This is a genomic window from Streptomyces avidinii, assembly GCF_045161815.1.
Taxonomy (GTDB): Bacteria; Actinomycetota; Actinomycetes; order Streptomycetales; family Streptomycetaceae; genus Streptomyces; species Streptomyces avidinii.
This window is the reverse complement of sequence record NZ_CP108863.1, coordinates 3,709,675-3,733,653: the sequence shown is the minus strand read 5'-3', so window position 1 is coordinate 3,733,653 and position 23,979 is coordinate 3,709,675. Positions and strand designations below refer to the sequence as shown.

Sequence of the window (23,979 nt, the reverse complement as noted above, 5' to 3'; positions counted from 1 at the left end):
GTGAAGCGGTGACGAGGGTGGCGTCACCTTCTTATCGTCGCTCGAATACCGGACGCAGAAACCTCTCTTCCGGCGCGCCCGCTAAGGTGTCCGGTACGCACGGCGACTGGCGTACGGAGAACCAACTCCGGGGGAGTCGTGCGCGCTCGACCGCATACAGGGCCGCTCGCCTGGGCCTCGCGGGGTACCGATCACATCGACCCCGGAGGAGCCCGCCATGTCCGCGAGCCGCCATCCCGCCCTTTTGGCCACCGACCCCGAGCTGGCGTCGTTCGTCGCGGCGGAGGAAGTACTGCAGGCACAGACCCTGCGCCTGATCCCCAGCGAGAACTACGTGTCCGCGGCCGTCCTCGAAGCCTCCGGCACCGTGCTGCAGAACAAGTACAGCGAGGGCTACCCCGGCCGCCGCTACTACGAGGGCCAGCAGAACATCGACCGCGTCGAGGCGCTGGCCGTCGAGCGGGCCAAGGGCCTGTTCGGCGTGGACCACGCCAACGTGCAGCCGTACTCCGGCTCGCCCGCCAACCTGGCCGTGTACCTGGCCTTCGCGAAGCCGGGCGACACCGTGATGGGCATGGCCCTGCCGATGGGCGGGCACCTGACGCACGGCTGGGGCGTCTCGGCGACCGGTTCCTGGTTCCGGGGCGTCCAGTACGGCGTGCGGGCGGACACCGGGCTGATCGACTACGACGCGGTGCGCGACCTGGCCCTCGCCGAGCGGCCCAAGCTGATCTTCTGCGGCGGTACCGCCCTGCCCCGGACCATCGACTTCGCCGCCTTCGCCGAGATCGCGCGCGAGGCCGGCTCGATCCTGGTCGCGGACGTGGCCCACATCGCGGGCCTGATCGCGGGCGGCGCGCACCCGTCCCCGGCGGACCACGTCGACGTCATCTCGACCACCACGCACAAGACCCTGCGCGGTCCGCGGGGCGCGATGCTGATGTGCCGGGAGGAGCACGCGAAGGCCATCGACAAGGCGGTCTTCCCGGGCCTCCAGGGCGGCCCGCACAACCAGACGACGGCCGGTATCGCGGTGGCGCTGCACGAGGCCGCGCAGCCGTCGTTCGTCTCCTACGCCCACGCCGTCGTCGCCAATGCCAAGGCGCTGGCCGCGGCGCTGCTGCAGAAGGGCTTCGACCTGGTCTCGGGCGGTACGGACAACCACCTGATCCTGATCGACCTGACGGGCAAGGACGTACCGGGCAAGATCGCGGCCAAGGCCCTCGACCGGGCGGGCATCGTCGTGAACTACAACACGGTGCCGTTCGACCCGCGCAAGCCGTTCGATCCCTCGGGCGTGCGGATCGGTACGCCGTCGCTGACGTCCCGCGGGCTGTCCACCGAGCACATGCCGCTGGTGGCGGACTGGATCTCGCGGGCGGTCGACGCCGCCGCGAAGGGGGACGAGCAGGCCCTCGCCGCGATCCGCGCGGAGGTGACGGACCTCATGGCCGCCTTCCCGGCCCCGGGGCTGCCGCTCGCCTGACGCGCGGCCGGGGTCCGGGGGCGCCGCCCCCGGACCCCGCGCCCCGAACGCCGGCGAGGCCGGGTCTCCGGCCCGCCCGGCGTCCGGGGGCGTCCCGAGTCGCAGCGGTGCCCACGGAGCGGATCGGCGGAAATCGGTCGCTCGGCCGGGGTGGGATCGGGCCTGCGGCGGGCACGGGCCCGTCCCCGCACCTGAGAGAATGAAGCCATGGCTTCTGATCGTCCTCGCGCGCTCTCCGGCATCCAGCCCACCTCCGGCTCGTTCCACCTCGGGAACTACCTCGGAGCCATCCGCCAGTACGTCGCCCTGCAGGAGACGCACGACGCCTTCTACATGGTGGTCGACCTGCACGCGATCACCATGCCGCAGGATCCGAAGGACCTGCGCGCGAACACCCGCCTGTCCGCCGCCCAGCTGCTCGCGGCCGGCCTGGATCCCGAGCGCTGCACGCTCTTCGTCCAGAGCCACGTGCCCGAGCACGCCCAGCTCGGCTGGGTCATGAACTGCATCACCGGTTTCGGCGAGGCCAGCCGCATGACCCAGTTCAAGGACAAGTCCGCCAAGGGCGGCGTCAACAGCGCCAGCGTCGGCCTGTTCACGTACCCGATCCTCCAGGTCGCCGACATCCTGCTGTACCAGGCGAACGCGGTCCCCGTCGGCGAGGACCAGCGCCAGCACATCGAGCTGACCCGCGACCTGGCGGAGCGCTTCAACCAGCGCTACGGACGGACCTTCACCCTGCCCGCCGCGCACATCGTCAAGGAGGTCGCGAAGATCTACGACCTCCAGGACCCGGCGATCAAGATGTCGAAGTCCGCGTCGTCCCCCAAGGGCCTGATCAACCTCCTCGACGAGCCCAAGGTCACCGAGAAGAAGATCAAGAGCGCGGTCACCGACACCGAGGCGGAGATCCGCTTCGACCCGGAGAAGAAGCCCGGCGTCAGCAACCTGCTCACGATCTTCTCCACCCTCACGGGCGAGACGATCACCGAGCTGGAGGCGAAGTACGAGGGCAAGGGCTACGGCGCGCTGAAGACCGACCTGGCCGGCGTGATGGTCGATTTCGTCACACCCTTCAAGCAGCGCACCCAGGAATACCTCGACGACCCCGAGACGCTGGATTCGCTCCTGGCCAAGGGCGCGGAGAAGGCCCGTGCGGTCGCCGCCGAGACGCTCGCGCAGGCCTACGACCGCCTCGGTCTGCTGCCCGCCAAGCACTGACGAACGCAACTACGGACAGAGAGCCCTGGCACGAACGGGGGTGCTGCCGCCACACTGGGGCGGCAGCAGTCCACAGCGACAAGCGGAGGAGAGATACGTGGGGACCGTAACGCTCGGCGTTTCGATCGCGGTCCCGGAGCCGTACGGCAGCCAGCTCCAGGAGCTGCGCGCGGGCTTCGGGGACGCCGCCGCGCACGGCATCCCCACGCACGTCACCCTCGTTCCGCCGACCGAGGTGGAGGCGGACCGCCTCCCCGCGATCAGGGCCCACCTGGCCGAGGTCGCGGCCGCCTCCCGGTCCTTCCGGATGCGGCTGGGCGGCACCGGGACCTTCCGCCCCGTCTCGCCGGTCGTCTTCGTCAAGATCGTCGACGGGGCCGGCGGCTGCGATCACCTCCAGGGCGAGGTCCGCGACCCCGACGGGCCGCTCAGCCGCGACCTGGCGTTCCCGTACCACCCGCACGTCACGGTCGCCCACGGGATCTCCGAGGAGTCGATGGACCTGGCGTTCACGACCCTCGCCGAGTACGCCGCCGAGTGGATCTGCGAGGGCTTCGCGCTCTACGAGCAGGGCTCGGACGGGGTCTGGCGCAAGCTGCGCGAGTACCCGTTCGGGAGCGGGCCGACCTGCGTCCCGGCGCAGGCGGGCTCACCCGCCGACCAGGCGGCCGGGACGGCCGGCGCCGCCGGATCCTGACGGAGCGGCCGCAGGGCCAGGGGCAGGGGCAGGGGAAGCCGGGCGATGCGCCGGGCACGGAATCTCAGCCTTCGCAGGACCAGGGTGTGGAACGGGCGACCCGTGGGGCGCGCTTCGGGAAAAGTCACAATCGAGGACCGTAGCCGCCGCAAGCGACAATCCCGGCTATTTCCGGCGGCTGAATTACGGTGACCCCATGGACTGGCTGACGAAACTCCCGGTGATCGGGCCGCTCGCGTCCCGTCTGATGCGGACGCACGCGTGGCGTTCGTACCAACGCCTCGACCGGGTCCACTGGACCCGTCTCGCCGCCGCGATCACCTTCATCAGCTTCCTCGCACTCTTCCCCCTGATCACCGTCGCCGCCGCGATCGGCGCGGCGCTGCTCAGCCCGCAGCAGCTCGACCGGCTGGAGAAGAACCTCTCCGAACAGGTCCCCGGCATCTCCGACCAGCTCAACATCGAGGGGCTCGTCGCCAACGCGGGCACGGTCGGCCTCGTCGCCGGCGCCATCCTGCTGCTCACCGGCATCGGCTGGGTGGGCTCCATGCGGGACTGCCTGCGCGCGGTCTGGGAGAAGGACGACGAGGACGACGGGAACCCCTTCGCCCGCAAGGGCAAGGACACCCTCGTCCTGCTCGGCCTCGGCGGGGTCGGCCTGGCCTCCGCCGCCGCCTCCATCCTCGGATCCAGCGCGGTCGGGAAGTCCGCCGACTGGCTCGGCATCACGCGCGAGGGCGCGGGCGGCGCGCTGCTGCGCACCTGTGCGTTCCTCGTCGGCGTCGTCGCGGCCTTCCTGCTGCTGCTCTACGTCCTGACCCTGCTCCCGGGCGTCGAACCGCCGCGCGGCCGGCTGATCCAGGCGGCACTGATCGGCGCGGCCGGCTTCGAACTGCTGAAACTGCTGCTCAGCGGCTATATGAGGGAAGTCGCCGCGAAGAGCATGTACGGGGCCTTCGGCGTGCCGATCGCCCTGCTGCTCTGGATCAACTTCACTGCGAAACTGCTGCTGTTCGTCGCTTCCTGGACGGCCACGCGCGACGACGAGGACGGCGACGGCGCGCAGGACCCACCGGCCGCTCCGGCGGCTCCCGCCGCCCCGGAGCCCCGGTCCCCCGCACCCGCCTGAGCGGGGCCGGGACGCCGGGACGGGACGCGCCGGTGGCGCACCGGTGTGGGGCCCGGTGCGCCACCGGAATACCGGACGGGACGTGCTACCAGGTGCCGTTGCCGCAGCCGTACACCCAGCGGTGCGAGGCGGCGTTGTCGTGGACCTTCTCGCCCAGGCCGCGGTTGTCGCCGTTACGCGACCAGTTGAACGTGTTCGCGTTGTTGCGCAGGTTCCACTCCGTGCCGTAGCCGATGCAGGCGTAGGCCCCGGAGTTGTTGTCGCCCCAGTAGATGTTCACGTGGTGGCGGCCGACGGCGACACCGGAGTTGCGGACCCAGTCGACCTTGTTCTTGACCTGGCTCGGCCACGAGGACGAGTTGCCGCCCTCCTGGTAGAGGTAGTTGGCGTCGTCCGAGTACGCGCAGAAATTGCCGGAGCCACAACCGCCGTCGGCCTGGGCCGCGGTCGGAACGGCCACCACCGCCGCACCGGCGATCGCGAGACCCGCGAGGAGCGTCCTGAGCTTGTTCATGGGGTTCCCTCCCAGTTGTACTTCTGCCGTGCGTGGTTCACCGCCGGTCGGCGGTACGCGATGTCAGCTCCCGGAATGCCGGGCGACCACATCGCGAGCTGTGGGCAGGGCCGCCACCTGCATCCGCCGCATGGCGTCGAAGGCGGCCCGGTTCTCGGCGCGGATCCTGTCCGAGAGACGTCGGTGCAGGTCCTGCGCGGTGCCGGCGAAGCCGGTCGAACGGGCGCACTCGGCCTGGGCGATCGCCATCGGCGCGTCCTGCGCCTCGGCCTCCGGGCCGGTCCGCGCCAGTTGTTCCTCGCGCTGGCGGACCGGGTGCCCGGCCGGGAAACCGCGCCCGCCGACGCACGCGCTCCAGGCGGCCAGCGCCTTCCCGAAGACGGGGTCCTGATTGACCCGCCCGGTGCGCACCGCGGTCAGCTGGTTCGCCGTCTCGCTGGAGCGGTACCAGGCCCGCACGTCCCCGTAGAGCGTCCGCCAGGACTCGGTGACGCAGCCGCGGTCGCTGTGGCTCAGGGTGCCGCCGAGCGGGCTCTCCATCTCCAGCCCCGTGGGCTCCGGCCCGAGGAGGGCCGCGCCCATCGCGTCCCGCTGCCCGTCGGAGAGGCCGCGTACGTACTGCCCGGCCGGGCTTGAAGCCGCCTGCTCGTCCAGCTGCCGTTCGATCCCGCGCCCGAAGCCGTGGCCGCGGGCCCAGTCCACGTCGTCCACCCCGTACTGGAAGTCCCGGAAGTCCGGGTGCGGCACGCGCGGCACCGGCCAGTACGAGAATCCCCGCGCCCGCATGCAGTCCTGTACGAGCAGCTCTCCGGCGGTGTGCAGCAGGTCCAGCTCGGCGGTGTCCACCGCGCGCGCCGGGGCCCGTTCCCCGGCATCGCCTCCCGGAAGACCGGTCCAGGCGGCCACCGCGAGCAGCGCGCCGCAGGCCGCGAGGGAGGCGGCGATCCAGCCCCGCCGGGCGGTGCTCAGCACGGGGTCCTCACGCCGCCGGTCGCGTCGCCCTTCAGGTAGATCCCGCTGACGTGGCCGACACCGCCGGCGGCGAGCGGGAGGCGTATCCGGGGCCGGACCACGTGCCCGTTGGCGGTGGTCCCGCCGACCGGCCCCTCCCGGGTCGAGTACAGCCGGTAGGAGGCCCCGGCCGTGGCCGCCGCCCCCGTCTCCGCCTCCTCGGCGTGGGTGTTCCAGGAGGTCGGGGTCACCCCCGAGACCGTGGGCGCCCCGCCGTGCGCCGGCGTCAGTCCGACCCCCGTGCGGATGACGTTGACGACGGCCGACCATCTCCTCCGCATGGGAGGACCCCCTTCCCGAAGGCTCCTTGCCGACGGGAGTGAGCAAACCGTGCCGAAGTCCTGTGCATAACCTGTGAGTTGATAGGTGGCGCGGGCCCGGGAACCGAGCTAGGCGGTCTCTTTCGGATCTTGTCGGCCGAGCTCGTGGCGTCCGGTGCCGTGGATCGCAAGGCGGAGGGTCGTCCTTGTACTGGACGTACTGGGGCGGGCCCGACAACGCGGCGAGGTGCGGTGCCGGGCGTCACGGGCCCGGCAAGATCCGAAAGAGACCGCCTAGGCCGTCCCACCTGCCCCGCCACGGCACACGACCGCCCCCCGGCCGCCGGTGCGGACGGGGGGCGGTGGCGACGGCCGGAGGGCGCGGCTCGGCGGGCCGGCGGTCAGACCAGCTCCTCGCCCCGGCTGCGGCGGCCGCGGGGCCAGCGGCGGTTGATCACGAAGGCGCCGCCCGCCAGTACGGCCAGCGCACCACCCGCGACGCCCAGCGCGGTCCCCGCGCCGCCGCCGGCGCCCTTGCCGGCCGCCGACGAGTCGTTCTCGTGCGACTGGGCCGGGGAGCCGTGCGAGGAGGTGTCCTCGCTCTTCGGCGGCACCAGCTCACCCACCGGCTTGACCTTGCCCGCCGCCGAGAAACCCCAGTCGAAGAGCGCGGCGGTCTCCTCGTAGACCGAGTTCGCGCCGCCCGCGTCCGGGTTCATCACCGTGACCAGCAGCTTCCTGGCACCCTGCTGCGCGGCGCCGGTGAAGGTGGAGCCGGCCATGGTGGTGTTGCCGTTCTTCACCCCGGCAATGCCCTTGTAGGGGGAGATGCCGCCCGCGCCGGTCATCAGCCGGTTGGTGTTCTGGATCTCGAAGTAGTCGCGCGGCTTCCCGGCCTCCTGCAGGCCGGGGAACTTCGCGCTCACCGTGCCGCAGTACTCCCTGAAGTCCTGCTTCTGCAGTCCGGAGCGGGCGATGAGCGTCAGGTCGTACGCGCTCGACACCTGCTCCGGCGCGTCGTACCCGTCCGGGGACACCACGTGGGTGTCGAGGGCCTGCAGCTCCTCGGCGTGCGCCTGCATGTCCTTGACGGTCTTCTCGACGCCGCCGTTCATGGCCGACAGCACATGCACGGCGTCGTTCCCCGACCGCAGGAAGACCCCGAGCCACAGGTCGTGGACGGAGTAGTCGTGGTCCTCCTTGACGCCGACCAGACTGCTGCCCTGGCCCACGCCCTCCATGTCCGCGTCGGTGACCTTGTGGACCTGATCCTTGGGCAGGCTCGGTAGCACGGTGTCCGCGAAGAGCATCTTCATGGTCGAGGCCGGGGGCAGCCGCCAGTGCGCGTTGTGCGCGGCCAGCACCTCGCCGGACTCGGCGTCCGCCACGATCCACGACCGCCCGGTGAGGTTCGCCGGGAGCTGGGGCGCGCCCGGCAGCAGGTTCACCTGGGTCCCCGGCTGGCCGAGCAGCGACCCGCCGACCGTGGACATCGAGACGGGAGGCGCGGGCGCCGCCTTGACCTTGGGCGGCCGGCCCTTTCCGTCGGCCGGGGGGCTCGGCGCGGCGTGCGCGGGGGCCACCAGCATGGTGGGGACCAGCAACGCGGCGGATAGGACCGTCAGCGCGGTCGTCTTGGCAGACACGCAGGTGAAAGTACCTCCCGATGAGCTGGATGGCGTCGCGGACCGGCCCATTCGCGGCAACCACCCCCGGGACAGCCCACCCCGGCGCGTCCGTGCTGGGGACGGATCCGATACTGAGGCCATGAGACTCAGCCGTACCGCCTCCTGGTTCCTGCTCGCGTTCGGAGTGTGGAGCTGGATCATCTGGGTGTCTTTCGTCCGGAACCTGTGGAAGAACGGCAGTGGTCTTGCCTTCGATGCGGCGGGCGATCCCACTTCCTACTTCTGGGTGCACCTGACGCTCGCGGTGACGTCCTTTCTCCTGGGGACGGCGGTCGGTGTGATCGGGTTGCGCGGGGTCCGGGCCCTGCGTCGTGAATCACGTACGGACCACGCCGGAACGGATGTCCGGGCATGACGATCCTGATCTTCGCCCTCGTCGCGCTGGCGGTCTGCGCCCTGCTCGTCCTGGTGCACCGCTGGCTCTGGATCCGACTCGTCCGCGACACCACGGCCCCCGGCCGGCTGCCCCGGCGCATCGGCACGGCCTTGACCATCGCCCTGCCCCTCCTCTCTGTGGCCGCGCTGACCACGGGCCGCGCCGGCGCTCCGTTCTGGCTCCAGCAGACGGTGGCCTGGCCCGGGTACCTCTGGCTCGCGGTACTCCTGTACCTGACCCTGACGATGCTGGTCGCGGAGCCGATCCGCGCGCTGTTGCTCCGCCGTCTGGCCCACCGCGACCCCTCCGGGGCGGAATCCGGCGCGCCCCGGCCCGTGGAGGTGCCGACCGCCACGGCGTCCGCGGCCGCGACGGTCACCGCCGAGCAGCCGGCCACCGCCGAGCAGCCCGTCACCGACGAGCGGTCCGACACCGGTGAGGGCCTCACCCGCCGCCGGTTCGTCTCCCGGACGGTCGGCGGGGCGGCCGCCGCCGTGGCCGTCGGCACGGTCGGGGCCGGGACCCACGGGGTCCTGCGCGGACCGCGCGTGAAGCGGGTCCAGGTCCCCCTCGCCAAACTGCCGCGCGCGGCGCACGGCTTCCGGATCGCCGTCGTCAGCGACGTGCACCTCGGCCCGGTGCTCGGCCGCGCCCACACCCAGCGCATCGTCGACACCGTCAACCGGACCCAGCCCGACCTCATCGCGATCGTCGGAGACCTCGTCGACGGCAGCGTCCCCGACCTCGGGCACGCCGCGGAGCCGCTGCGCCGGCTCGCCGCCCGCCACGGCTCGTACTTCGTCACCGGCAACCACGAGTACTTCTCCGGCGCCCAGCAGTGGATCGACCATGTGCGCGAGCTGGGGCTGACCCCGCTGGAGAACGCCCGCCGCGAGCTGTCGCACTTCGACCTCGCCGGGGTCAACGACATCCAGGGCGAGCTGGAGGGGAAGGGCCCCGACTTCGGCGCGGCCCTCGGTGACCGGGACCGCACGCGGGCCGCCGTACTCCTCGCGCACCAGCCCGTCGTCATCCACGACGCCGTCCGCCACGGCGTCGATCTCCAGCTCTCCGGCCACACCCACGGCGGCCAGCTCTGGCCCGGCAACTACCTCGCCGAGCTCGCCAACCCCACCGTCGCCGGTCTGGAACGCTACGGCGACACCCAGCTCTACGTGTCCCGCGGGGCCGGGGCCTGGGGGCCGCCGGTCCGGGTGGGCGCGCCGTCCGACATCACCGTCGTCGAACTCGCCTCATATCAGGCCTGACCCGCCCCAAGCGTCGGATCCCCGTCCCCGACCGACCTTCCGGACGCCAATATTCCGTGATGGGATGACCGTTAATCGGACAGCACGTCGCTGTCATCGGGTCATGGGGTGGGGTTCAGGGGATGCGGTCTGTCCGCTCGAAGATAATCGCGGCCGGGCTGGTCCTCGGCGTGGCCGGCGTCGGCGCCTGGCAGTTGCTGCCCGAGGACGGCAGCGGCCGCGGGGCCGTCCGGGTCGGCACGAGCGACGTCGTCTCGTCGCTGGACCCCGCCGGGGCGTACGACGCGGGCTCCTGGGCCCTGTTCAGCAACATCTACCAGTCGCTGCTGACCGTCAAGCCCGGCTCCGACGCCCCCGTACCGGACGCCGCCGCCTCCTGCGGCTTCGTCGGCCAGAAGCTCACCACCTACCGGTGCGAGCTCCGACCCGACGTGAAGTTCGCTGGCGGCCGCACCATCACCGCCGAGGACGTCAAGCACTCCTTCGACCGGATCAAGGCCATCAACTCCGACCAGGGTCCGGCTCCCCTCTTCAACACCCTGGAGTCGGTCAAGGCCGAGGGGCGCACGGTCACCTTCAACCTCTCCGCCGGCGACGCCACCTTCCCCTTCAAGATCGCGACGGGCGCGGCCTCGATCGTCGACAAGGACAAGTACCCGGCGAAGGCCCTGCGCGAGGACGGCAGGGCCGACGGCTCCGGCCCGTACACGCTGGCCGCGTACAAGGCCGGTACGAGCGTCGAGCTCACGCCCAACAGCTCCTACAAGGGCCAGGGCAAGCTCGCCCACACGCCCGTCACGGTCAAGTACTTCAAGGACTCGCAGCAGCTCGACCAGGCCTGGAACGCCCACCGGATCGATGTCGCCCACCGGGACATGCCGCCCGCCGTGCTCGCCGGCCTCAACCCCGGTATGAAGGACACCCGCTACCAGGCCTCCGGCGGCAGCGAGATCCGTTCCGTCGTCTTCAACGTGCGCCCCGGCTCCGCCGCGGCCCCGCTCGCCGTCCGTCAGGCCGTCGCCGCCGTGCTCGACCGCCCCAAGGTGGCCGCCGAGGTCCACATGGGCACCGTCACCCCGCTGTACTCGCTGGTCCCGGCGGGCATCGCCGGCCACAGCACGCCGTTCTTCGACGCCTACCCGGCGCCCAACGGGGCCACCGCCAAGAAGCTCTTCAAGGACGCCGGCATCACCGCCCCGGTCCACCTGGGCCTCGGCGTGAACGTGCGCGGCGCGAACATGCCCGAGGCCGAGGAGCTCAAGCGGCAGCTGGAGTCCACCGGGCTCTTCCAGCTGACGATCAAGCCGGTCGAGCAGTGGAGCGACTTCCAGAAGGCTTATGCGGCGGGCGAGTTCGACGCCTACACCATCGGCTGGATCGCCGACTTCCCGGACGCCGACAACTTCATCGCCCCGCTCGTCGGCGTCGACTCGTCCATGAACAACGGCTTCTCCGACAAGCGCGTCGACGAGCTCATCACCCGCACCCAGTCCCACTCGGAGCGGGCCGACGCGGCCTCCGACTTCCGCGAGGTCCAGAAGCTGGTCGCCCAGCAGGCGCCGATGGTGCCGATCTGGCAGAAGAAGGACTACGTGATGTCCCGCGAGGGCGTCACCGGAGCCCAGTTCCTCTCCGACGGCACCGGCGTCTGGCGCCTGTGGGAACTCGACTGGCTGTAGCAGCCGCTACGCGCGGTCCGGGTCCGGGTCCGAGGCCTTGCGCCGGGCCCCCGCGGTGGCCGTCTGCGCCATGCCCGGCAGGAAGTCCGCGAACAGCTCGTGCACTTCCCGCACCAGCGGCCGCAGCACCCGGAAGCGGGCCAGGACGATGCCCCGCGTCGTCAGCTGCGCGCCGCGCTCGGCGAGCCCGCGCGTCTTCTCGCTGTTCGGGGAGCGGTCGAAGACCCAGTACAGGACCAGGCCCATCTGCGAGAGCCACATCAGCTCCGGCAGCACGTCGGCCAGCTCGGCCGGCACCTTGGTCTTCGCGCCCGCCAGCACCTCGCGGTGGATGTCGATCGCGGCCTGACGCGCAGGTTCCGATTCCGGCGAGAACGGGCTGAGCGGACTCTCGGGGTCCGCCGCGTTCTTGAAGAACTGCGAGGCGAACTCGTGGTACGGGGCGGCGATGTCCAGCCAGCTCGTCAGCACGCCCGCGAGCCGCTTCTGCAGATCGGTCTCGCTGTCCAGGATGGGCCGCACCGCCGCCTGGTGGGCGGCGCCGATCCGGTCGTAGAAGCCCTGGACCAGGTGTTCCTTCGACTCGAAGTAGTAGTAGGCGTTGCCGACCGAGACGCCGGCCTCCTTCGCGATACCCCGCATCGTCGTCTTGTCGAAGCCGCGCTCCTGGAAGAGGCGGAGCGCGGTCTCGAGAATGAGCGTGCGGGTCTGCTCGCTCTTGGGAGCCTTCTGATCAGTCACGGTGGATGAGCCTATCGGGGGACGGAGCACTGGTCGTCACAGGCCGGTCCCTCCGCCCCCTCGGGGTGACCCTCGGTGCGCACGGCCTGCCGCCAGGCGGAGGCCGTGTACATCGCCGCCCGGGCGAAGGGCCGCCCGGCCGCGGTGGCCAGCCAGTTCGCCTTCGGCCGGTGATCGGCCAGCGCCCACAGGCACACGATGAAGGCGTCGGTCCCGGTCCACACCTGCCCCGAGTCCCCGATGACGGTGATCTCCCGCAGCGTCGACGCGTGGTCGAGGCGGGGGAACCGCCGCTGCGCCTCCCACGAAGCGGCGGGGACCAGGGCGAGCGGGACCAGCCACCGCTGGGCGAGCAACCAGTGCCGGATGTGCACGCAGAGCGGGCAGCCGGCGTCGTAGAGGACGGTCAGTCTCCGCACGGGCGCAGGTGTGAAAGCGGCCGCGGGCGCGGTGGCGGTCGACATGGCTCAGGCCCCGACCGGCGCGGTCCACCCCTGCGGGGCGACGGGCGGGGTCTGCTGGCGCTCCATGATCCCCCGGCGGCGCATCCTGTTCAGCGCCCACACGTTCCCGAGGTGCATGACCCCGAGCACCAGCAGGACGACGCCGAGCTTGACCGAGAGCGCCTCGAAGAGGGCGCGGGGGGTTTCGATCTCCTCGCTCGACCGGAGGTAGAGGGTCACGAAGCCGATGTTCACGAGGTAGAAGCCGACCACGAGGAGCTGGTTGACGGCGTCCGCGAGCTTCTCGTTGCCGTGCAGGACGTCGCCGATGAAGACGCGTCCGTTACGGCTGAGCGTGCGGGCCACCCAGACGGTGAGCGCGATGCTGATGAGCAGGTAGATGACGTACGTGACTACGGTGAGGTCCATGAACCCCAGCCCCCTTGAACGTGTTCAAACTTGCTGACAGGGATGACTGTAGGCCTCTTTTTGAACAAGTTCAAGCGAATGTGGACGGCAGCACGAAGCCCCCGGGAATCCGCGTACGGACGCCCGGGGGCTTCGTGTTCGGGGTCAGGCGCGCGCCAGGAACTCCAGCATCAGGCGGGTGGTCTCCGCAGGACGCTCCAGCGAGGGGAAGTGGCCCGCCCAGGGCAGCTCGACGCCCTCGGCGCCCGGGATCAGGGAGGGCAGCCCGGCGGCGATGTCGCGGAAGTCCAGCAGGTCGTGCGCCCCACCGACGACCAGGGTCGGAGCGGTGATCGCGGCCGGGTCCACCTCCGGCTCGGGCAGCTCGTGGCTTTCGGTCACGGCCAGGGCGATCTCGAAGTTCTGCAGCTGCATGGCCCGTACGAGAGCATGCGCGTCGGCATCGGCGTCCGGGCCGAGCCAGGTGCGGGCGTTGAACTCGGCGGCGCCGGCCAGATCGCCCGCGTCCAGGAAGACGTCCTCGGCCGCCCCGAACTTCCGCAGCTCCGCACTCGGCTCGTGGCCCGGCCGCGCGGGACACAGCAGGAGCAGCGAGGAGACCCGCTCCGGATGCAGCGCGGCGATCTGCAGGGCGATCCGGCCGCCGTACGAGCTCCCGACGAGGGCCGCCCGCTGTGCGCCGAGGTGGTCCAGGAGGTCCAGCACGTCACCTGCGTCGCTGTACGGGGCCGTGCCGGCGGGGGAGTCCCCGCAGGTCCGGAAGTCCGGACGGACCACCCGGAACCCGGCCTCGATCAAGGGCTGCCACTGCGGCCCCCACATCCGCCGGTCGGCCACGGAGGAGTGCAGCAGGACAACGACGGGCCCGTCGGCGGGGCCGTCCACATCATGAGAAACGATCATCCGCTGATCCTCGCGGCGGCGGCGGCCGCACGCCAGTGTCTTTCGGAGGGTGCGGGGTGGCTCCGGCCCGCCGAAGCCGCACGAGGCCGTCCCGTTCCGCCCCCCGCCTCACATGCTCATCGACCGCGCGTAGTTGAGCTGCGACATCACCCACTGGTAGGTGTACGCGTCCACCGCCGGGATCATCGTGGAGTGGTGGCGGCCGCCGCTGGTGACCGTGACCTGGATGTAGCCCGTGGTGGTCTTCTGCTTCATCAGCAGGAAGAGCAGGCCGAGCAGGCAGAAGAGGAAGAAGACGATCGCGAGCACGATCGCGTGCGGCGGGATCTTCTCCTCGGTGCGCGAGAAGTCGGTCGCGTTCCACATCGCGCCCTTGAGCGGCATCGTGCCCGACGGGGTGATGATCTGGTCCCCGGCGACGGTGATGTCGCCGAGGGACATACCGGCCCCGCCGGTCGGGGCCGCCATCGGGTAGGCGGGGGTCGGCATGCCGGCGCCGCCGATGGTCGGCTGGTAGGCCGGGGCTGCCGGGTAGGGCTGCGGGTAGCCGTAACTGGCCTCGCCCGGGCCCCACCTGTAGTCCCCCTGGCCGGGCACGCCGGGCTGACCGCCCTGGCCGGCGGGGTCGCTCGTGTACGGATTCGGCTGCTGCTCGCTCATACCGCCGATCCTTCCACAGGGACTCCCACCCTGTACCCCGGGTCCCCAACCCAGGTCAGAGCGCCGCGCCGAGCGGAGCGGTGAGCGCCGACGCATCAACTCCCTTTCCCCGCCCGCCGGAAGGAGGGAGTGGACGACCGTACGGCGTCCGCCCTCGGTGGCGAAACGCTCGCCATGGGACCGGGTTCCATGAGTGCGGTCAGGGCGGCGGTGTCGGCCGTGTGGTGCGCGCGGACGGTGCCGGTCTCCCGTTGTCGGTGCTCACCCCTACTGTCGACGGCATGGGAATGGTGACCTTCGTCGATGAGACGACCGCCGGAGGCCGTGGCGACGGCTGGGCACTCGACATGGCCGAGGAGCGGATCGCGCTGCGCGAGCTGATCCGGCGCAGGGTCTTCCAGGAGGTCGCGGAGTACCACGCGAAGCGGCCGGAGGTCTTCCAGGGGCTGGTGCAGCCGGAGGGGGCCGAGCGCGCCCTGAGGTGGGCCGGGCCGAGTTCCGCATGGGCGAGGCCGTCGCACTGCTGGAGGTGCGCGGCAACCGGGCGGCGATCGGCTGGCGCAACGCCGCGGGCAAGCAGGTCAAGAGCGTGCCCGCCACGGTGCGACGGGACCACGCCGAGGAGCTGAAGGAGCTCAAGGCGGCGGCCAAGGACATCGACAAGGCACTGTCCGCGCAGGCGGAGCGGCTGGACGGCCAGTTCCTGGCCCGGCGCCGGTGGGCGTACGGGCAGTGGCGTGCCCGTTACCTGGACCACCCGCTGGTCGGGACCCTGGCCCGGCGGCTGATCTGGACCGTGGACGGCACGGCCGTCGGCTTCGCGGACGTGCAGCTGCGCACCCTGGCGGGCCGGCCCCTGGCCCGGGGCGCCGGGGAGGAGGCCACCGTCGAGCTGTGGCACCCCGTCGGCAGGGAGCCGGCCGAGGTGGTCGCCTGGCGGGAGTGGCTGGAGCGGTACGCCGTGACGCAGCCCTTCAAGCAGGCCCACCGCGAGGTGTACCTGCTGACCGACGCCGAGCGGAACACGGGGACGTACTCGAACCGGTTCGCCGCGCACATCCTGCGTCAGCACCAGTTCCACTCGCTCGCCGCGGTCCGGGGCTGGCGCAACAGGCTGCGCCTGTGCGTGGACGACTGTGCCCCGCCGGCCGTCCGCGAGCTGCCGCGGTGGGGGCTGCGCGCCGAGTACTGGATCGAGGGCGAGGGGAGCGAGTACGGGGTCGACACCACCGAGTCGGGCAGCTACCTGCGGCTGCGGACGGACCAGGTGCGCTTCTACCCGATCGACGCCCCGCAGAACGAGGCGAGCACGTACGGCGGCGAGTGCACGATGCGGCTGCCGGGCGGCCGGGAGCCCGTCGACCCGCTGCCGCTCGCCGGGATACCGGCGCTGGTGCTCAGCGAGGTGCTGCGGGACATCGACCTCTTCGTCGGCGTGGCCAGCGTCGGCAACGATCCGACGTGGTCCGACGGCGGGCCCGAGGGCCGCTTCCGCGAGTACTGGACCTCGTACGGCTTCGGCGAGCTGAACCAGAGCGCCGAGACCCGGCGGGTGCTGCTGGAGCGGCTGGTGCCCCGCCTGGCCATCGCCGACCGGTGCACCGTCGAGGGCCGCTTCCTGCACGTACGGGGCGAGCTGCGCACGTACCGGATCCACCTGGGATCCGGGAACATCCTGATGACGCCCAATGACCAGTACCTGTGCATCGTGCCCGGCGGATCGGCGGGCACCGCGGGCGCCGACACCGGCTACCTGCCCTTCGAGGGGGACCGCACCCTCGCGGTCATCCTCTCCAAGGCGATGCTCCTCGCGAAGGACACCGACATCACCGACCCGACGATCACCGGCCAGATCCGCCGCTGATGCCCTGAGGGAACGGCGAGGGCCCCGCCCCCGGACGAACCGGGGACGGGGCCCTCGCACACACGGACCGGAAGGTCAGAAACGGCGCGTGATCAGCGCGCGCTTGACTTCCTGGATCGCCTTCGTGACCTCGATGCCACGCGGGCACGCGTCGGTGCAGTTGAAGGTCGTGCGGCAGCGCCACACGCCGTCCTTGTCGTTCAGGATCTCCAGCCGCTGCTCGCCGGCCTCGTCACGCGAGTCGAAGATGAAGCGGTGCGCGTTGACGATCGCCGCCGGGCCGAAGTACTGGCCGTCGTTCCAGAACACCGGGCACGAGGACGTGCACGCGGCGCACAGGATGCACTTGGTGGTGTCGTCGAAGCGCTCGCGGTCCTCGGCGGACTGCAGACGCTCGCGCGTCGGCTCGTTGCCCTTGGTGACCAGGAACGGCATGACGTCGCGGTACGCCTGGAAGAAGGGCTCCATGTCGACGACAAGGTCCTTCATCACCGTGAGGCCCTTGATGGCCTCGACGGTGATCGGCTTCTCCGGGTTGATGTCCTTGATCAGCGTCTTGCAGGCGAGCCTGTTCTTGCCGTTGATCCGCATCGCGTCGGAGCCGCAGATGCCGTGCGCGCACGAGCGGCGGAAGGTCAGCGTGCCGTCGAGGTCCCACTTGATCTTGTGGAGACCGTCGAGCACGCGCTCCTTCGGGTCGATCTCGACCTGGAAGTCCTGCCACTGAGACTCGTCGGAGATCTCGGGGTTGAAGCGGCGGATCCGGAAGGTGACCGTGATGAAGGGCGAGGCCGCGGCCGCGGCCTCCATCTTGTCCAGGGTCGGGGTGGCCATCAGTACTTACGCTCCATCGGCTGGTAGCGGGTGACGACGACGGGCTTGTAGTCCAGCCGGACGGAATCCTTGCCGTCGTCGCCGACCTCGCGGTACGCCATGGTGTGGCGCATGAAGTTGACGTCGTCGCGGTTCGGGTAGTCCTCGCGGTAGTGACCGCCGCGGGACTCCTTGCGCGCCAGCGCAGACACGGCCATGACCTCGGCCAGGTCGAGCAGGTTGCCCAGCTCGATGGCCTCCAGCAGGTCCGTGTTGAAGCGCTTGCCCTTGTCCTGGACGGACACGTTCTTGTAGCGCTCGCGCAGTTCCGCGATCTTCTCGACCGCGGTCTTGATGGTCTGCTCCGTACGGAACACCATCACGCACGCGTCCATCGTCTCCTGGAGCTCCAGACGCAGCTCGGCGACCCGCTCGTTGCCCGTGGAGTTGCGCAGGTGCTCGACGAGGTCGATGACCTGCTGCGCCGGGTTCTCCGGGAGCTCGACGTAGTCGTTCTCCTGCGAGTACCGGGCCGCGGCGATACCGGAGCGCTTGCCGAAGACGTTGATGTCCAGCAGCGAGTTGGTGCCGAGGCGGTTCGCGCCGTGCACCGACACGCACGCGACCTCGCCGGCCGCGTACAGGCCCGGGACGACGGTGGTGTTGTCGCTGAGGACCTCACCCTCGACGTTGGTCGGGATGCCGCCCATGGCGTAGTGCGCGGTGGGCTGGATCGGGATCGGGTCCGTGTACGGCTCGATGCCCAGGTAGGTGCGCGCGAACTCGGTGATGTCCGGGAGCTTCGCGTCGAGCTGCTCCGGCGGCAGGTGCGTCAGGTCCAGGTACACGTGGTCACCGGCCGGACCGCAGCCGCGGCCCTCACGGATCTCGGTGTAGATGGAGCGCGAGACGACGTCACGGGACGCGAGGTCCTTCATGACCGGCGCGTACTTTTCCATGAAGCGCTCGCCGTCCTTGTTGCGGAGGATGCCGCCCTCACCGCGGGCGCCCTCCGTCAGCAGGATGCCCATGCGCCAGATGCCCGTCGGGTGGAACTGGAAGAACTCCATGTCCTCCAGCGGCAGGCCGCGGCGGTAGCAGGCCGCCTGGCCGTCACCCGTGAGGGTGTGCGCGTTGGAGGTCACCTTGAAGAACTTGCCGGTGCCACCGGAGGCGTAGATGACGGCCTTGGCCTGGAACACGTGGATCTCGCCGGTGGCGAGCTCGTACGCGACCACACCGGCCGACTTCTTGACGCCGTCCTCCTCGACCAGGAGCTGGTCCAGGACGTAGAACTCGTTGAAGAACTCCACGCCCTCCTTGACGCAGTTCTGGTAGAGCGTCTGGAGGATCATGTGGCCGGTGCGGTCCGCGGCGTAGCAGGACCGGCGGACCGGCGCCTCGCCGTGGTTGCGGGAGTGCCCGCCGAAGCGGCGCTGGTCGATGGTGCCGTCCGGGGTGCGGTTGAACGGCAGGCCCATCTTCTCCAGGTCGAGGACCGCGTCGATGGCCTCCTTCGCCAGGATCTCGGCGGCGTCCTGGTCGACCAGGTAGTCACCGCCCTTGACCGTGTCGAAGGTGTGCCACTCCCAGTTGTCCTCTTCCACGTTGGCCAGCGCGGCGGCCATGCCGCCCTGCGCGGCGCCCGTGTGGGAGCGGGTCGGGTAGAGCTTCGTCAGCACCGCGGTGCGGCTGCGCTTCGTCGACTCGATGGCGGCGCGCATGCCCGCGCCACCTGCGCCGACGATGACGGTGTCGTACTTGTGGATCTTCATTTGGTTCGCCTCAGCCCCGTTGCCTAGCGGATGTTCGGGTCGAAGGTGAAGATCACCAGCGTGCCCAGAAGGATGGTGAACACCGTGGCGGTGTAGAGCAGGCCCTTCAGCCACAGCCGCGTGTTGGCACGCTCCGCGTAGTCGTTGATGACGGTACGCAGACCGTTGGCGCCGTGCAGCATGGCCAGCCACAGCATCAGCAGGTCCCAGACCTGCCAGAACGGGGAAGCCCAGCGGCCGGCCACGAAGGCGAAACCGATCTTGGACACGCCGCCGTCGAGCACCAGCTGGATCAGCAGGTGGCCGATGACCAGGACGACGAGCACGATGCCCGAGAGGCGCATGAAGAGCCACGCGACCATCTCGAAGTTGCCGCGGGTCGAGCGCGGGGTCTTGCCGGTCCGCTTGCGCGGGGCCTCGATGTAAGGCGCCGGGTTGTCGACGTCGTAGAGGGACACGCCCTCCACGTCACCGACGCCCTTTTCGAAAGAAGTGTCAGAAGACATGCGTGTCACTTCCCGAACAGTTCAAGGTAGGCGTGGCCCAGGACGGGGTACAGGGCCCCGAACATGAGGACGATCCAGATGCCCATGACGGTCCAGAGCATCTGCTTCTGGTAGCGCGGGCCCTTGGACCAGAAGTCCACGGCGATGACACGGAGACCGTTGAGCGCGTGGAACAGGATGGCGGCCACGAGGCCGTACTCCAGCAGCGCGACGATCGGAGTCTTGTAGGTAGCCACGACATCGTCGTACGCCTCGGGGGAGACGCGGACGAGAGCGGTGTCGAGGACGTGTACGAACAGGAAGAAGAAAATGAGGACGCCGGTGACTCGATGAGCCACCCAGGACCACATTCCTTCCCGGCCGCGGTACAACGTTCCAGCCGGCACGGAAAACCCTCCGGAAGCGGGGCGGGGGCCAGCCGGCTTCGTTGTCGGTCGGGCCCGGCCGGGTACGGTCCTCCGGCCCCGGACATCGTAGCGACGCTTTGTCGGTTCCTTCGCCCGGGGGTCATCGGTGTGATCAAACAGGCACGTACGGACTATCCCACAGGGGCGAATAGGCCGATTTCCGTGGCAGTCAGCCCATCGGGCGAGGTCAGCCAGCGTGTCAGATCCCGAAGCCGGGCCTGGGCTACCCGTCGCAGCTCGTCGGCGGAGATCGAGCGCTCCTCGTCCACCTCGTGCCCCATCCGGCGGCGGATCGCGCCCAGCAACTGGTCGGCCTGTTCCTCCGGCGGGTGTTGGTCCAGGCAGATCACGAAGGCGTGGCCGAACTTTCGTTCGTACTCCGCATGGGCCGCGTCGAGGGCCAGCAGCGCGGCGTACGGGGCCCCGTGGTCCAGCTCGGCCGAGGACTCCGCGGCCAGCGCCTCGGTCAGGTCGCCCTGCGAGAGGTCGTACGAGGCCTCGTCCGCGGCGGCGATCAGAGCCCCGGGATCCGGGTAGGGGCGGTGGGCGGCCAGCCGGTGCGCCCAGCGCCGGCTTCCGCAGCAGTGCAGCAGGACGGCCAGGGCGGCTTCGGGGGACAGGGCGTTGAACCGCGCCAGTCCCGAGCCGTGGGAAGAGGTGGAACCTCCCCCGCGTTCGGTCCGGGAAATGCCCCCTGGGGCCTGTGCCGGAAGGTGGCTGGACAGCAGGGGGCTCCTCGGGGCGCGGCGGGGGTGTACCGCCACGCTATCGACGCAGGGCAGGGTGTGTCGTACCGATTCGAGGATTTCACCCGGAAGTGAGCCGAAAGGATGACGTGAGCGCCACGGGCAGGCATGGTGAGGGCCAAGGGAAGGGGAGGGCGACCGAGGCCGCCACCCCCCACAGGAGAGGCCCCGGCCGCCATCCGTCACGGGCTCGTGCGACAAGCCCGTATCCCTGTCAGCGCCGCAAGTGCGTTTTGTGTCACACCTCGCTCCGCACAGGGTTGGTTGCACGTTGTATCACTCGTGGACGAGAGGTGCTTGAAAGCCGTAACGTGCTGATTTGCGCCACACGTACAGGACAGTGAACGGGTTGGGGACTTTGCTGGGGGACGACGCGGAGCTGACCGCCGCGGTGCTCGCGGCACAGGACGGCGACGAGAACGCGTTCCGTGCTGTGTACCGCGCCGTGCACCCACGGCTGCTCGGTTACGTACGCACGCTCGTCGGCGACGGCGACGCGGAGGACGTGACATCGGAAGCCTGGTTGCAGATCGCCCGCGACCTCGACTCCTTCACCGGCGACGCCGACCGCTTCCGCGGCTGGGCCGCGCGCATCGCCCGCAACCGTGCCCTTGATCACATCCGCATGCGCGGCCGGCGCCCGGCCATCGGCGGTGACGACACCGAGCTGACCGGCTGGGCCGCCGAGTGCGACACCGCGGGCGCGGCGATGGAGTCCCTCTCCACCGGCCGGACCATGGCGCTCATAGCCCAGCTTCCGCAGGACCAGGCCGAGGCCGTCGTCCTGCGGGTCGTGGTCGGGCTGGACGCCAAGAGCGCGGCCGAGACCCTGGGCAAGCGGCCCGGCGCCGTACGGACGGCGGCCCATCGGGGCCTGAAGAAGCTGGCCGAGCTGCTCGGCGCGGACGGCGGCTTCGAGCCCGACCCGGACACCGCCTCGGGTGCGGGCGCGGCGGTCGGCCATAATGCCCGTGGCCAGGTCTGGGACGGCGGGGGCGGGAGGGATCTCGACGCCGTACCCGCACAGCGTGGCCGAGGTGGGGGCTTCGCAGAGCAAACCGGTGTGACGGATTCACGTTGGCGGACGCAGAAGGACATGTGATGGCCGACGAGCGCAACAGGTGGCTGGACAAAGCCGCAGCGGACAAACTGCTGCGCGGCGAACCGGTGGAACCTGTGGGGCCGGCCGCCGATCAGCGTGCCCGGACCGAGGCAGTGCGGCTGCGTGCCGCCCTGGACGCCCTGGGTGCCGTGACCGAGCCGCTGCCCGTGGAACTTCCCGGCGAGGCCGCCGCGGTGGCCGCCTTCCGCACGGCGCGCGGCGCCGCGCGGCCCTCTGCCGTGTCCGAGGTGTCCGACGTGTCCGCCGAACCCGTGGTGGACCTCGGCCGCATCATTTCCGCGCCCGTGTCAGCGGGCCGGCGCGGGCGGACCGTGAGCTTCGGCCTGGCGGCCGCCCTGGCCAGTGTCGCCGTCGGCGGACTGGCCGCCGCGGCCGGCGCCGGGCTGCTCGACCGGGCCCGGCACGACAGTGCGGGACCCGCTCCGGCGATGTCCGTCAGTGCCGGTGAGGGCTCGGCCCAGGGCATCGGCAGCGGAGCCCCGACCGCGAGCCCACTGCCGACGCCGACCCCGCTGCCCAACGGCTCGAACGCGACGGTCCTCCCGGACACGGCGCGGACGCCGGACGCGGACCGGACGGCACCCGGGAGCGGCGCGGGCGCCGGCACCTCCTCGGGTGCGACGGCGAGCGGCGGCGCGGGCAAGGACGCCCAGGACGGCCGGAGCGGCACGGGCGGCAGGGACGTGGACCGCGACACCTTCGGCGGCGGGGACACCGACAAGGACGGCACGGACCGCCGGGAGCTCCTTCTCAAGGCCGCGGACCTCTGCGAGCAGTTCAAGTCGGGCCGGATCAACGACGACCGCCGTGAGTGGCTCTCGCGCCAGGCCAACGGCATCACCCGGATCCCGGCCTACTGCAAGTCCCTGCAGGAGGACGACGGCTCCGGCGGCGGCAAGCGCAGCGACGCCCCGCCGGTGGGCGGGACGCTCCGCGCGCCGACCCTTTCGCCGTCGCTCCCGCAGGGTTCGATCGGCCTGCACACAGGCCGCTGATACATGTGCTGACCTGCCTGTAACACTTTTCGAACCGGTGGCGCAGTACATAGCGAGCCGACTGGTCATCGGCCGCGCATGAGCCGGGGTTCCCCCCGTACCCCTGGGCTCTGCGCAACCGGCGCGGGCGGGGCACGTTCCCCCGGCCCTGCCCGCGCCCATTACGTAGGACCGAAAAAGCCCGAGGCGTCGCCTCGGGCTTCTTGCTTGCCTGCTGCCTGCTTCCTGCTTCTTGCTTCCTGCTGCCACGGCCACGGGCCCCGCGGGACCGGAGGTCCGGTCCCGGCAACCCGCGGCATCACCAGTAGACGACGACCTTGTCGCCGACCTGCACCTGGTCGAACAGGGCCGACAGCTTGCCCTTGTCCCGGACGTTCACGCAGCCGTGCGAGGCGCCGTTGTAGCCGCGGGCCGCGAAGTCGGCGGAGTAGTGCACGGCCTGGCCGCCGCTGAAGAACATCGCGTACGGCATCGGCGTGTGGTAGATCGTCGACGTCCATTCCTTGGCCTTCCAGCCCACGTTGAACACGCCCTCGCGGGTCGGGGTGTTCTCGGAGCCGAAGCGCACGTCCATCGTCGAGACGACCTTGCCGTCGATCATCCAGGCGAGGGTGCGGCTCTCCTTGCTGATGCACATGACGCGGCCCGTCATGCAGCGCGGGTCCGGCGCGTCGACCTCGTTGACGGTCGGCGGGCGCAGCTCGTCGGCGGTGGGCTTCTTGCTGGAGCTCTGGATCTTCTTCCAGGTGGCCTCGTCGACCGAACCGGTGGCGTTCAGCCCGTGCTTCGACTGGAAGGCCTTGACCGCGGACGTCGTCTTCGAGCCGTAGAAGCCGGTCGGCGCGACCGACATCAGCTTGAGCTGCTTCAGGCGGGCCTGGAGCTCGCGGATCTGCTCGCTCTCGTCGCCGTTGGCCATGATCTGCTTCACCGAGGGCGAAGGCGAGGCCGAGGGGGATGCCGACGCGGAGGCGGACGGCGAGGGCGAGCCCGAGGGCTTGTCGTCGGTGGAGGGGGAGGCTTCGGGGGAGGCGCCCGCCGTGGGCGAGGACGGAGCCGAGGAGGCGGAGGCGACGGACTCCGTCTTCTGCGGTCCGCAGGCGGTCGCGGCGAGCGCGACGGCGGTTGCCACCCCGATCGTGCGGATTATGACTCTCTGGCGCTGCATTGCAGTCCCCCGGTTTCTACGTCGTGTATCTAGGTGATGCTCCGCACGCGTGGACAGTTGCACACGGCTCCGGGATG

At 70.8% G+C, this 23,979-nt stretch carries 25 protein-coding genes and 1 riboswitch; of the genes, 10 read left to right on the top strand and 15 right to left on the bottom strand.

What is annotated here, in order from left to right; translation table 11 throughout:
• Nucleotides 1-92: 92 nt before the first annotated feature.
• A riboswitch (ZMP/ZTP riboswitch) is annotated at nt 93-183 on the top strand.
• 34 nt (nt 184-217) lie between these two features.
• From glyA to OG373_RS16300, 4 genes are all read left to right on the top strand, one after another.
• Nucleotides 218-1,486 carry a serine hydroxymethyltransferase gene (glyA, locus tag OG373_RS16315; protein ID WP_397733030.1) on the top strand — a complete coding sequence of 423 codons (1,269 nt, stop codon included), beginning with the start codon at nt 218-220 and terminating at the stop codon, nt 1,484-1,486.
• A gap of 207 nt (nt 1,487-1,693) precedes the next feature.
• Nucleotides 1,694-2,707 carry a tryptophan--tRNA ligase gene (trpS, locus tag OG373_RS16310; RefSeq protein ID WP_397733028.1) on the top strand — a complete coding sequence of 338 codons (1,014 nt, stop codon included), beginning with the start codon at nt 1,694-1,696 and terminating at the stop codon, nt 2,705-2,707.
• 97 nt (nt 2,708-2,804) lie between these two features.
• On the top strand, nt 2,805-3,404 hold the full coding sequence (locus OG373_RS16305; RefSeq protein WP_405439037.1) for a 2'-5' RNA ligase family protein: 600 nt from the start codon (nt 2,805-2,807) through the stop codon (nt 3,402-3,404).
• Nucleotides 3,405-3,600: 196 nt separating this feature from the next.
• Nucleotides 3,601-4,533 (top strand): YihY/virulence factor BrkB family protein, encoded by a 933-nt coding sequence (locus tag OG373_RS16300; protein WP_405439036.1) that lies wholly within the window; start codon nt 3,601-3,603, stop codon nt 4,531-4,533.
• A gap of 85 nt (nt 4,534-4,618) precedes the next feature.
• On the opposite strand, the gene OG373_RS16295 is transcribed toward OG373_RS16300, so the two are convergent.
• From OG373_RS16295 to OG373_RS16280, 4 genes are all read right to left on the bottom strand, one after another.
• Nucleotides 4,619-5,047, bottom strand: a complete 429-nt coding sequence (locus OG373_RS16295; RefSeq protein WP_405439035.1) for a hypothetical protein — start codon at nt 5,045-5,047, stop codon at nt 4,619-4,621.
• Nucleotides 5,048-5,110: 63 nt separating this feature from the next.
• A complete protein-coding gene (locus OG373_RS16290; RefSeq protein WP_405439034.1) occupies nt 5,111-6,019 on the bottom strand; it encodes a hypothetical protein in 909 nt (302 codons plus the stop codon).
• Complete coding sequence (locus OG373_RS16285) at nt 6,013-6,339, bottom strand: hypothetical protein (RefSeq protein WP_405439033.1); 327 nt, start codon at nt 6,337-6,339, stop codon at nt 6,013-6,015. The genes OG373_RS16290 and OG373_RS16285 overlap by 7 nt, the downstream gene beginning before the upstream one ends.
• A 380-nt stretch (nt 6,340-6,719) precedes the next feature.
• Nucleotides 6,720-8,147 carry a D-alanyl-D-alanine carboxypeptidase gene (locus OG373_RS16280; RefSeq protein ID WP_405439032.1) on the bottom strand — a complete coding sequence of 476 codons (1,428 nt, stop codon included), beginning with the start codon at nt 8,145-8,147 and terminating at the stop codon, nt 6,720-6,722.
• On the opposite strand from OG373_RS16280, the gene OG373_RS16275 reads away from it, so the two are divergent.
• The 3 genes from OG373_RS16275 (at nt 8,086) to OG373_RS16265 (ending at nt 11,329) form a co-directional block, all read left to right on the top strand.
• Nucleotides 8,086-8,361 (top strand): SCO4848 family membrane protein, encoded by a 276-nt coding sequence (locus OG373_RS16275; protein ID WP_397733017.1) that lies wholly within the window; start codon nt 8,086-8,088, stop codon nt 8,359-8,361. The genes OG373_RS16280 and OG373_RS16275 overlap by 62 nt on opposite strands.
• Nucleotides 8,358-9,650: a metallophosphoesterase gene (locus tag OG373_RS16270; RefSeq protein WP_405439031.1), complete on the top strand. Its 1,293-nt coding sequence runs from the start codon at nt 8,358-8,360 to the stop codon at nt 9,648-9,650. The genes OG373_RS16275 and OG373_RS16270 overlap by 4 nt, the downstream gene beginning before the upstream one ends.
• A 122-nt stretch (nt 9,651-9,772) precedes the next feature.
• On the top strand, nt 9,773-11,329 hold the full coding sequence (locus OG373_RS16265) for an ABC transporter substrate-binding protein (RefSeq protein ID WP_405439030.1): 1,557 nt from the start codon (nt 9,773-9,775) through the stop codon (nt 11,327-11,329).
• A gap of 6 nt (nt 11,330-11,335) precedes the next feature.
• Here OG373_RS16265 and OG373_RS16260 read toward each other — a convergent pair whose 3' ends face one another.
• From OG373_RS16260 to OG373_RS16240, 5 genes are all read right to left on the bottom strand, one after another.
• Entirely contained in the window at nt 11,336-12,070 is a 735-nt protein-coding gene (locus OG373_RS16260) for a TetR family transcriptional regulator (RefSeq protein ID WP_405439029.1), read from the bottom strand.
• 11 nt (nt 12,071-12,081) lie between these two features.
• Nucleotides 12,082-12,534: a thiol-disulfide oxidoreductase DCC family protein gene (locus OG373_RS16255; RefSeq protein WP_405439028.1), complete on the bottom strand. Its 453-nt coding sequence runs from the start codon at nt 12,532-12,534 to the stop codon at nt 12,082-12,084.
• Between the two features lie 3 nt (nt 12,535-12,537).
• A complete protein-coding gene (locus OG373_RS16250) occupies nt 12,538-12,942 on the bottom strand; it encodes a hypothetical protein (RefSeq protein ID WP_052875437.1) in 405 nt (134 codons plus the stop codon).
• A gap of 144 nt (nt 12,943-13,086) precedes the next feature.
• Nucleotides 13,087-13,845, bottom strand: a complete 759-nt coding sequence (locus OG373_RS16245) for an alpha/beta fold hydrolase (RefSeq protein ID WP_405439027.1) — start codon at nt 13,843-13,845, stop codon at nt 13,087-13,089.
• A gap of 108 nt (nt 13,846-13,953) precedes the next feature.
• Nucleotides 13,954-14,505, bottom strand: coding sequence for a hypothetical protein (locus OG373_RS16240; RefSeq protein WP_397733011.1), 552 nt, complete (start codon nt 14,503-14,505; stop codon nt 13,954-13,956).
• Between the two features lie 502 nt (nt 14,506-15,007).
• Between OG373_RS16240 and OG373_RS16235 the strand changes: the two genes are divergently transcribed.
• A complete protein-coding gene (locus OG373_RS16235) occupies nt 15,008-16,369 on the top strand; it encodes a DUF4132 domain-containing protein (RefSeq protein ID WP_405439026.1) in 1,362 nt (453 codons plus the stop codon).
• A gap of 75 nt (nt 16,370-16,444) precedes the next feature.
• Here the strand turns inward: OG373_RS16235 and OG373_RS16230 are convergent, their stop codons facing one another.
• The 5 genes from OG373_RS16230 to OG373_RS16210 form a co-directional block, all read right to left on the bottom strand.
• Nucleotides 16,445-17,203, bottom strand: coding sequence for a succinate dehydrogenase iron-sulfur subunit (locus OG373_RS16230; protein WP_052873174.1), 759 nt, complete (start codon nt 17,201-17,203; stop codon nt 16,445-16,447).
• A complete protein-coding gene (gene sdhA, locus OG373_RS16225; protein WP_327264098.1) occupies nt 17,203-18,957 on the bottom strand; it encodes a succinate dehydrogenase flavoprotein subunit in 1,755 nt (584 codons plus the stop codon). The genes OG373_RS16230 and sdhA overlap by 1 nt, the downstream gene beginning before the upstream one ends.
• A 23-nt stretch (nt 18,958-18,980) precedes the next feature.
• Nucleotides 18,981-19,463, bottom strand: coding sequence for a succinate dehydrogenase hydrophobic membrane anchor subunit (locus tag OG373_RS16220; protein ID WP_030712574.1), 483 nt, complete (start codon nt 19,461-19,463; stop codon nt 18,981-18,983).
• A gap of 5 nt (nt 19,464-19,468) precedes the next feature.
• The gene (gene sdhC / locus OG373_RS16215) at nt 19,469-19,849 is read right to left on the bottom strand and encodes a succinate dehydrogenase, cytochrome b556 subunit (protein WP_397733009.1); all 381 of its coding nucleotides are present in this window, start codon (nt 19,847-19,849) and stop codon (nt 19,469-19,471) included.
• A 152-nt stretch (nt 19,850-20,001) separates the two neighbouring features.
• Entirely contained in the window at nt 20,002-20,634 is a 633-nt protein-coding gene (locus OG373_RS16210; RefSeq protein ID WP_405439025.1) for a 2-oxo-4-hydroxy-4-carboxy-5-ureidoimidazoline decarboxylase, read from the bottom strand.
• 340 nt (nt 20,635-20,974) lie between these two features.
• On the opposite strand from OG373_RS16210, the gene OG373_RS16205 reads away from it, so the two are divergent.
• A complete protein-coding gene (locus OG373_RS16205; RefSeq protein ID WP_405444080.1) occupies nt 20,975-21,718 on the top strand; it encodes an RNA polymerase sigma factor in 744 nt (247 codons plus the stop codon).
• Nucleotides 21,718-22,734 carry a hypothetical protein gene (locus OG373_RS16200; RefSeq protein ID WP_405439024.1) on the top strand — a complete coding sequence of 339 codons (1,017 nt, stop codon included), beginning with the start codon at nt 21,718-21,720 and terminating at the stop codon, nt 22,732-22,734. The genes OG373_RS16205 and OG373_RS16200 overlap by 1 nt, the downstream gene beginning before the upstream one ends.
• 298 nt (nt 22,735-23,032) lie before the next feature.
• Here OG373_RS16200 and OG373_RS16195 read toward each other — a convergent pair whose 3' ends face one another.
• Complete coding sequence (locus tag OG373_RS16195; protein WP_397733006.1) at nt 23,033-23,902, bottom strand: peptidoglycan-binding protein; 870 nt, start codon at nt 23,900-23,902, stop codon at nt 23,033-23,035.
• Nucleotides 23,903-23,979 lie beyond the last annotated feature (77 nt).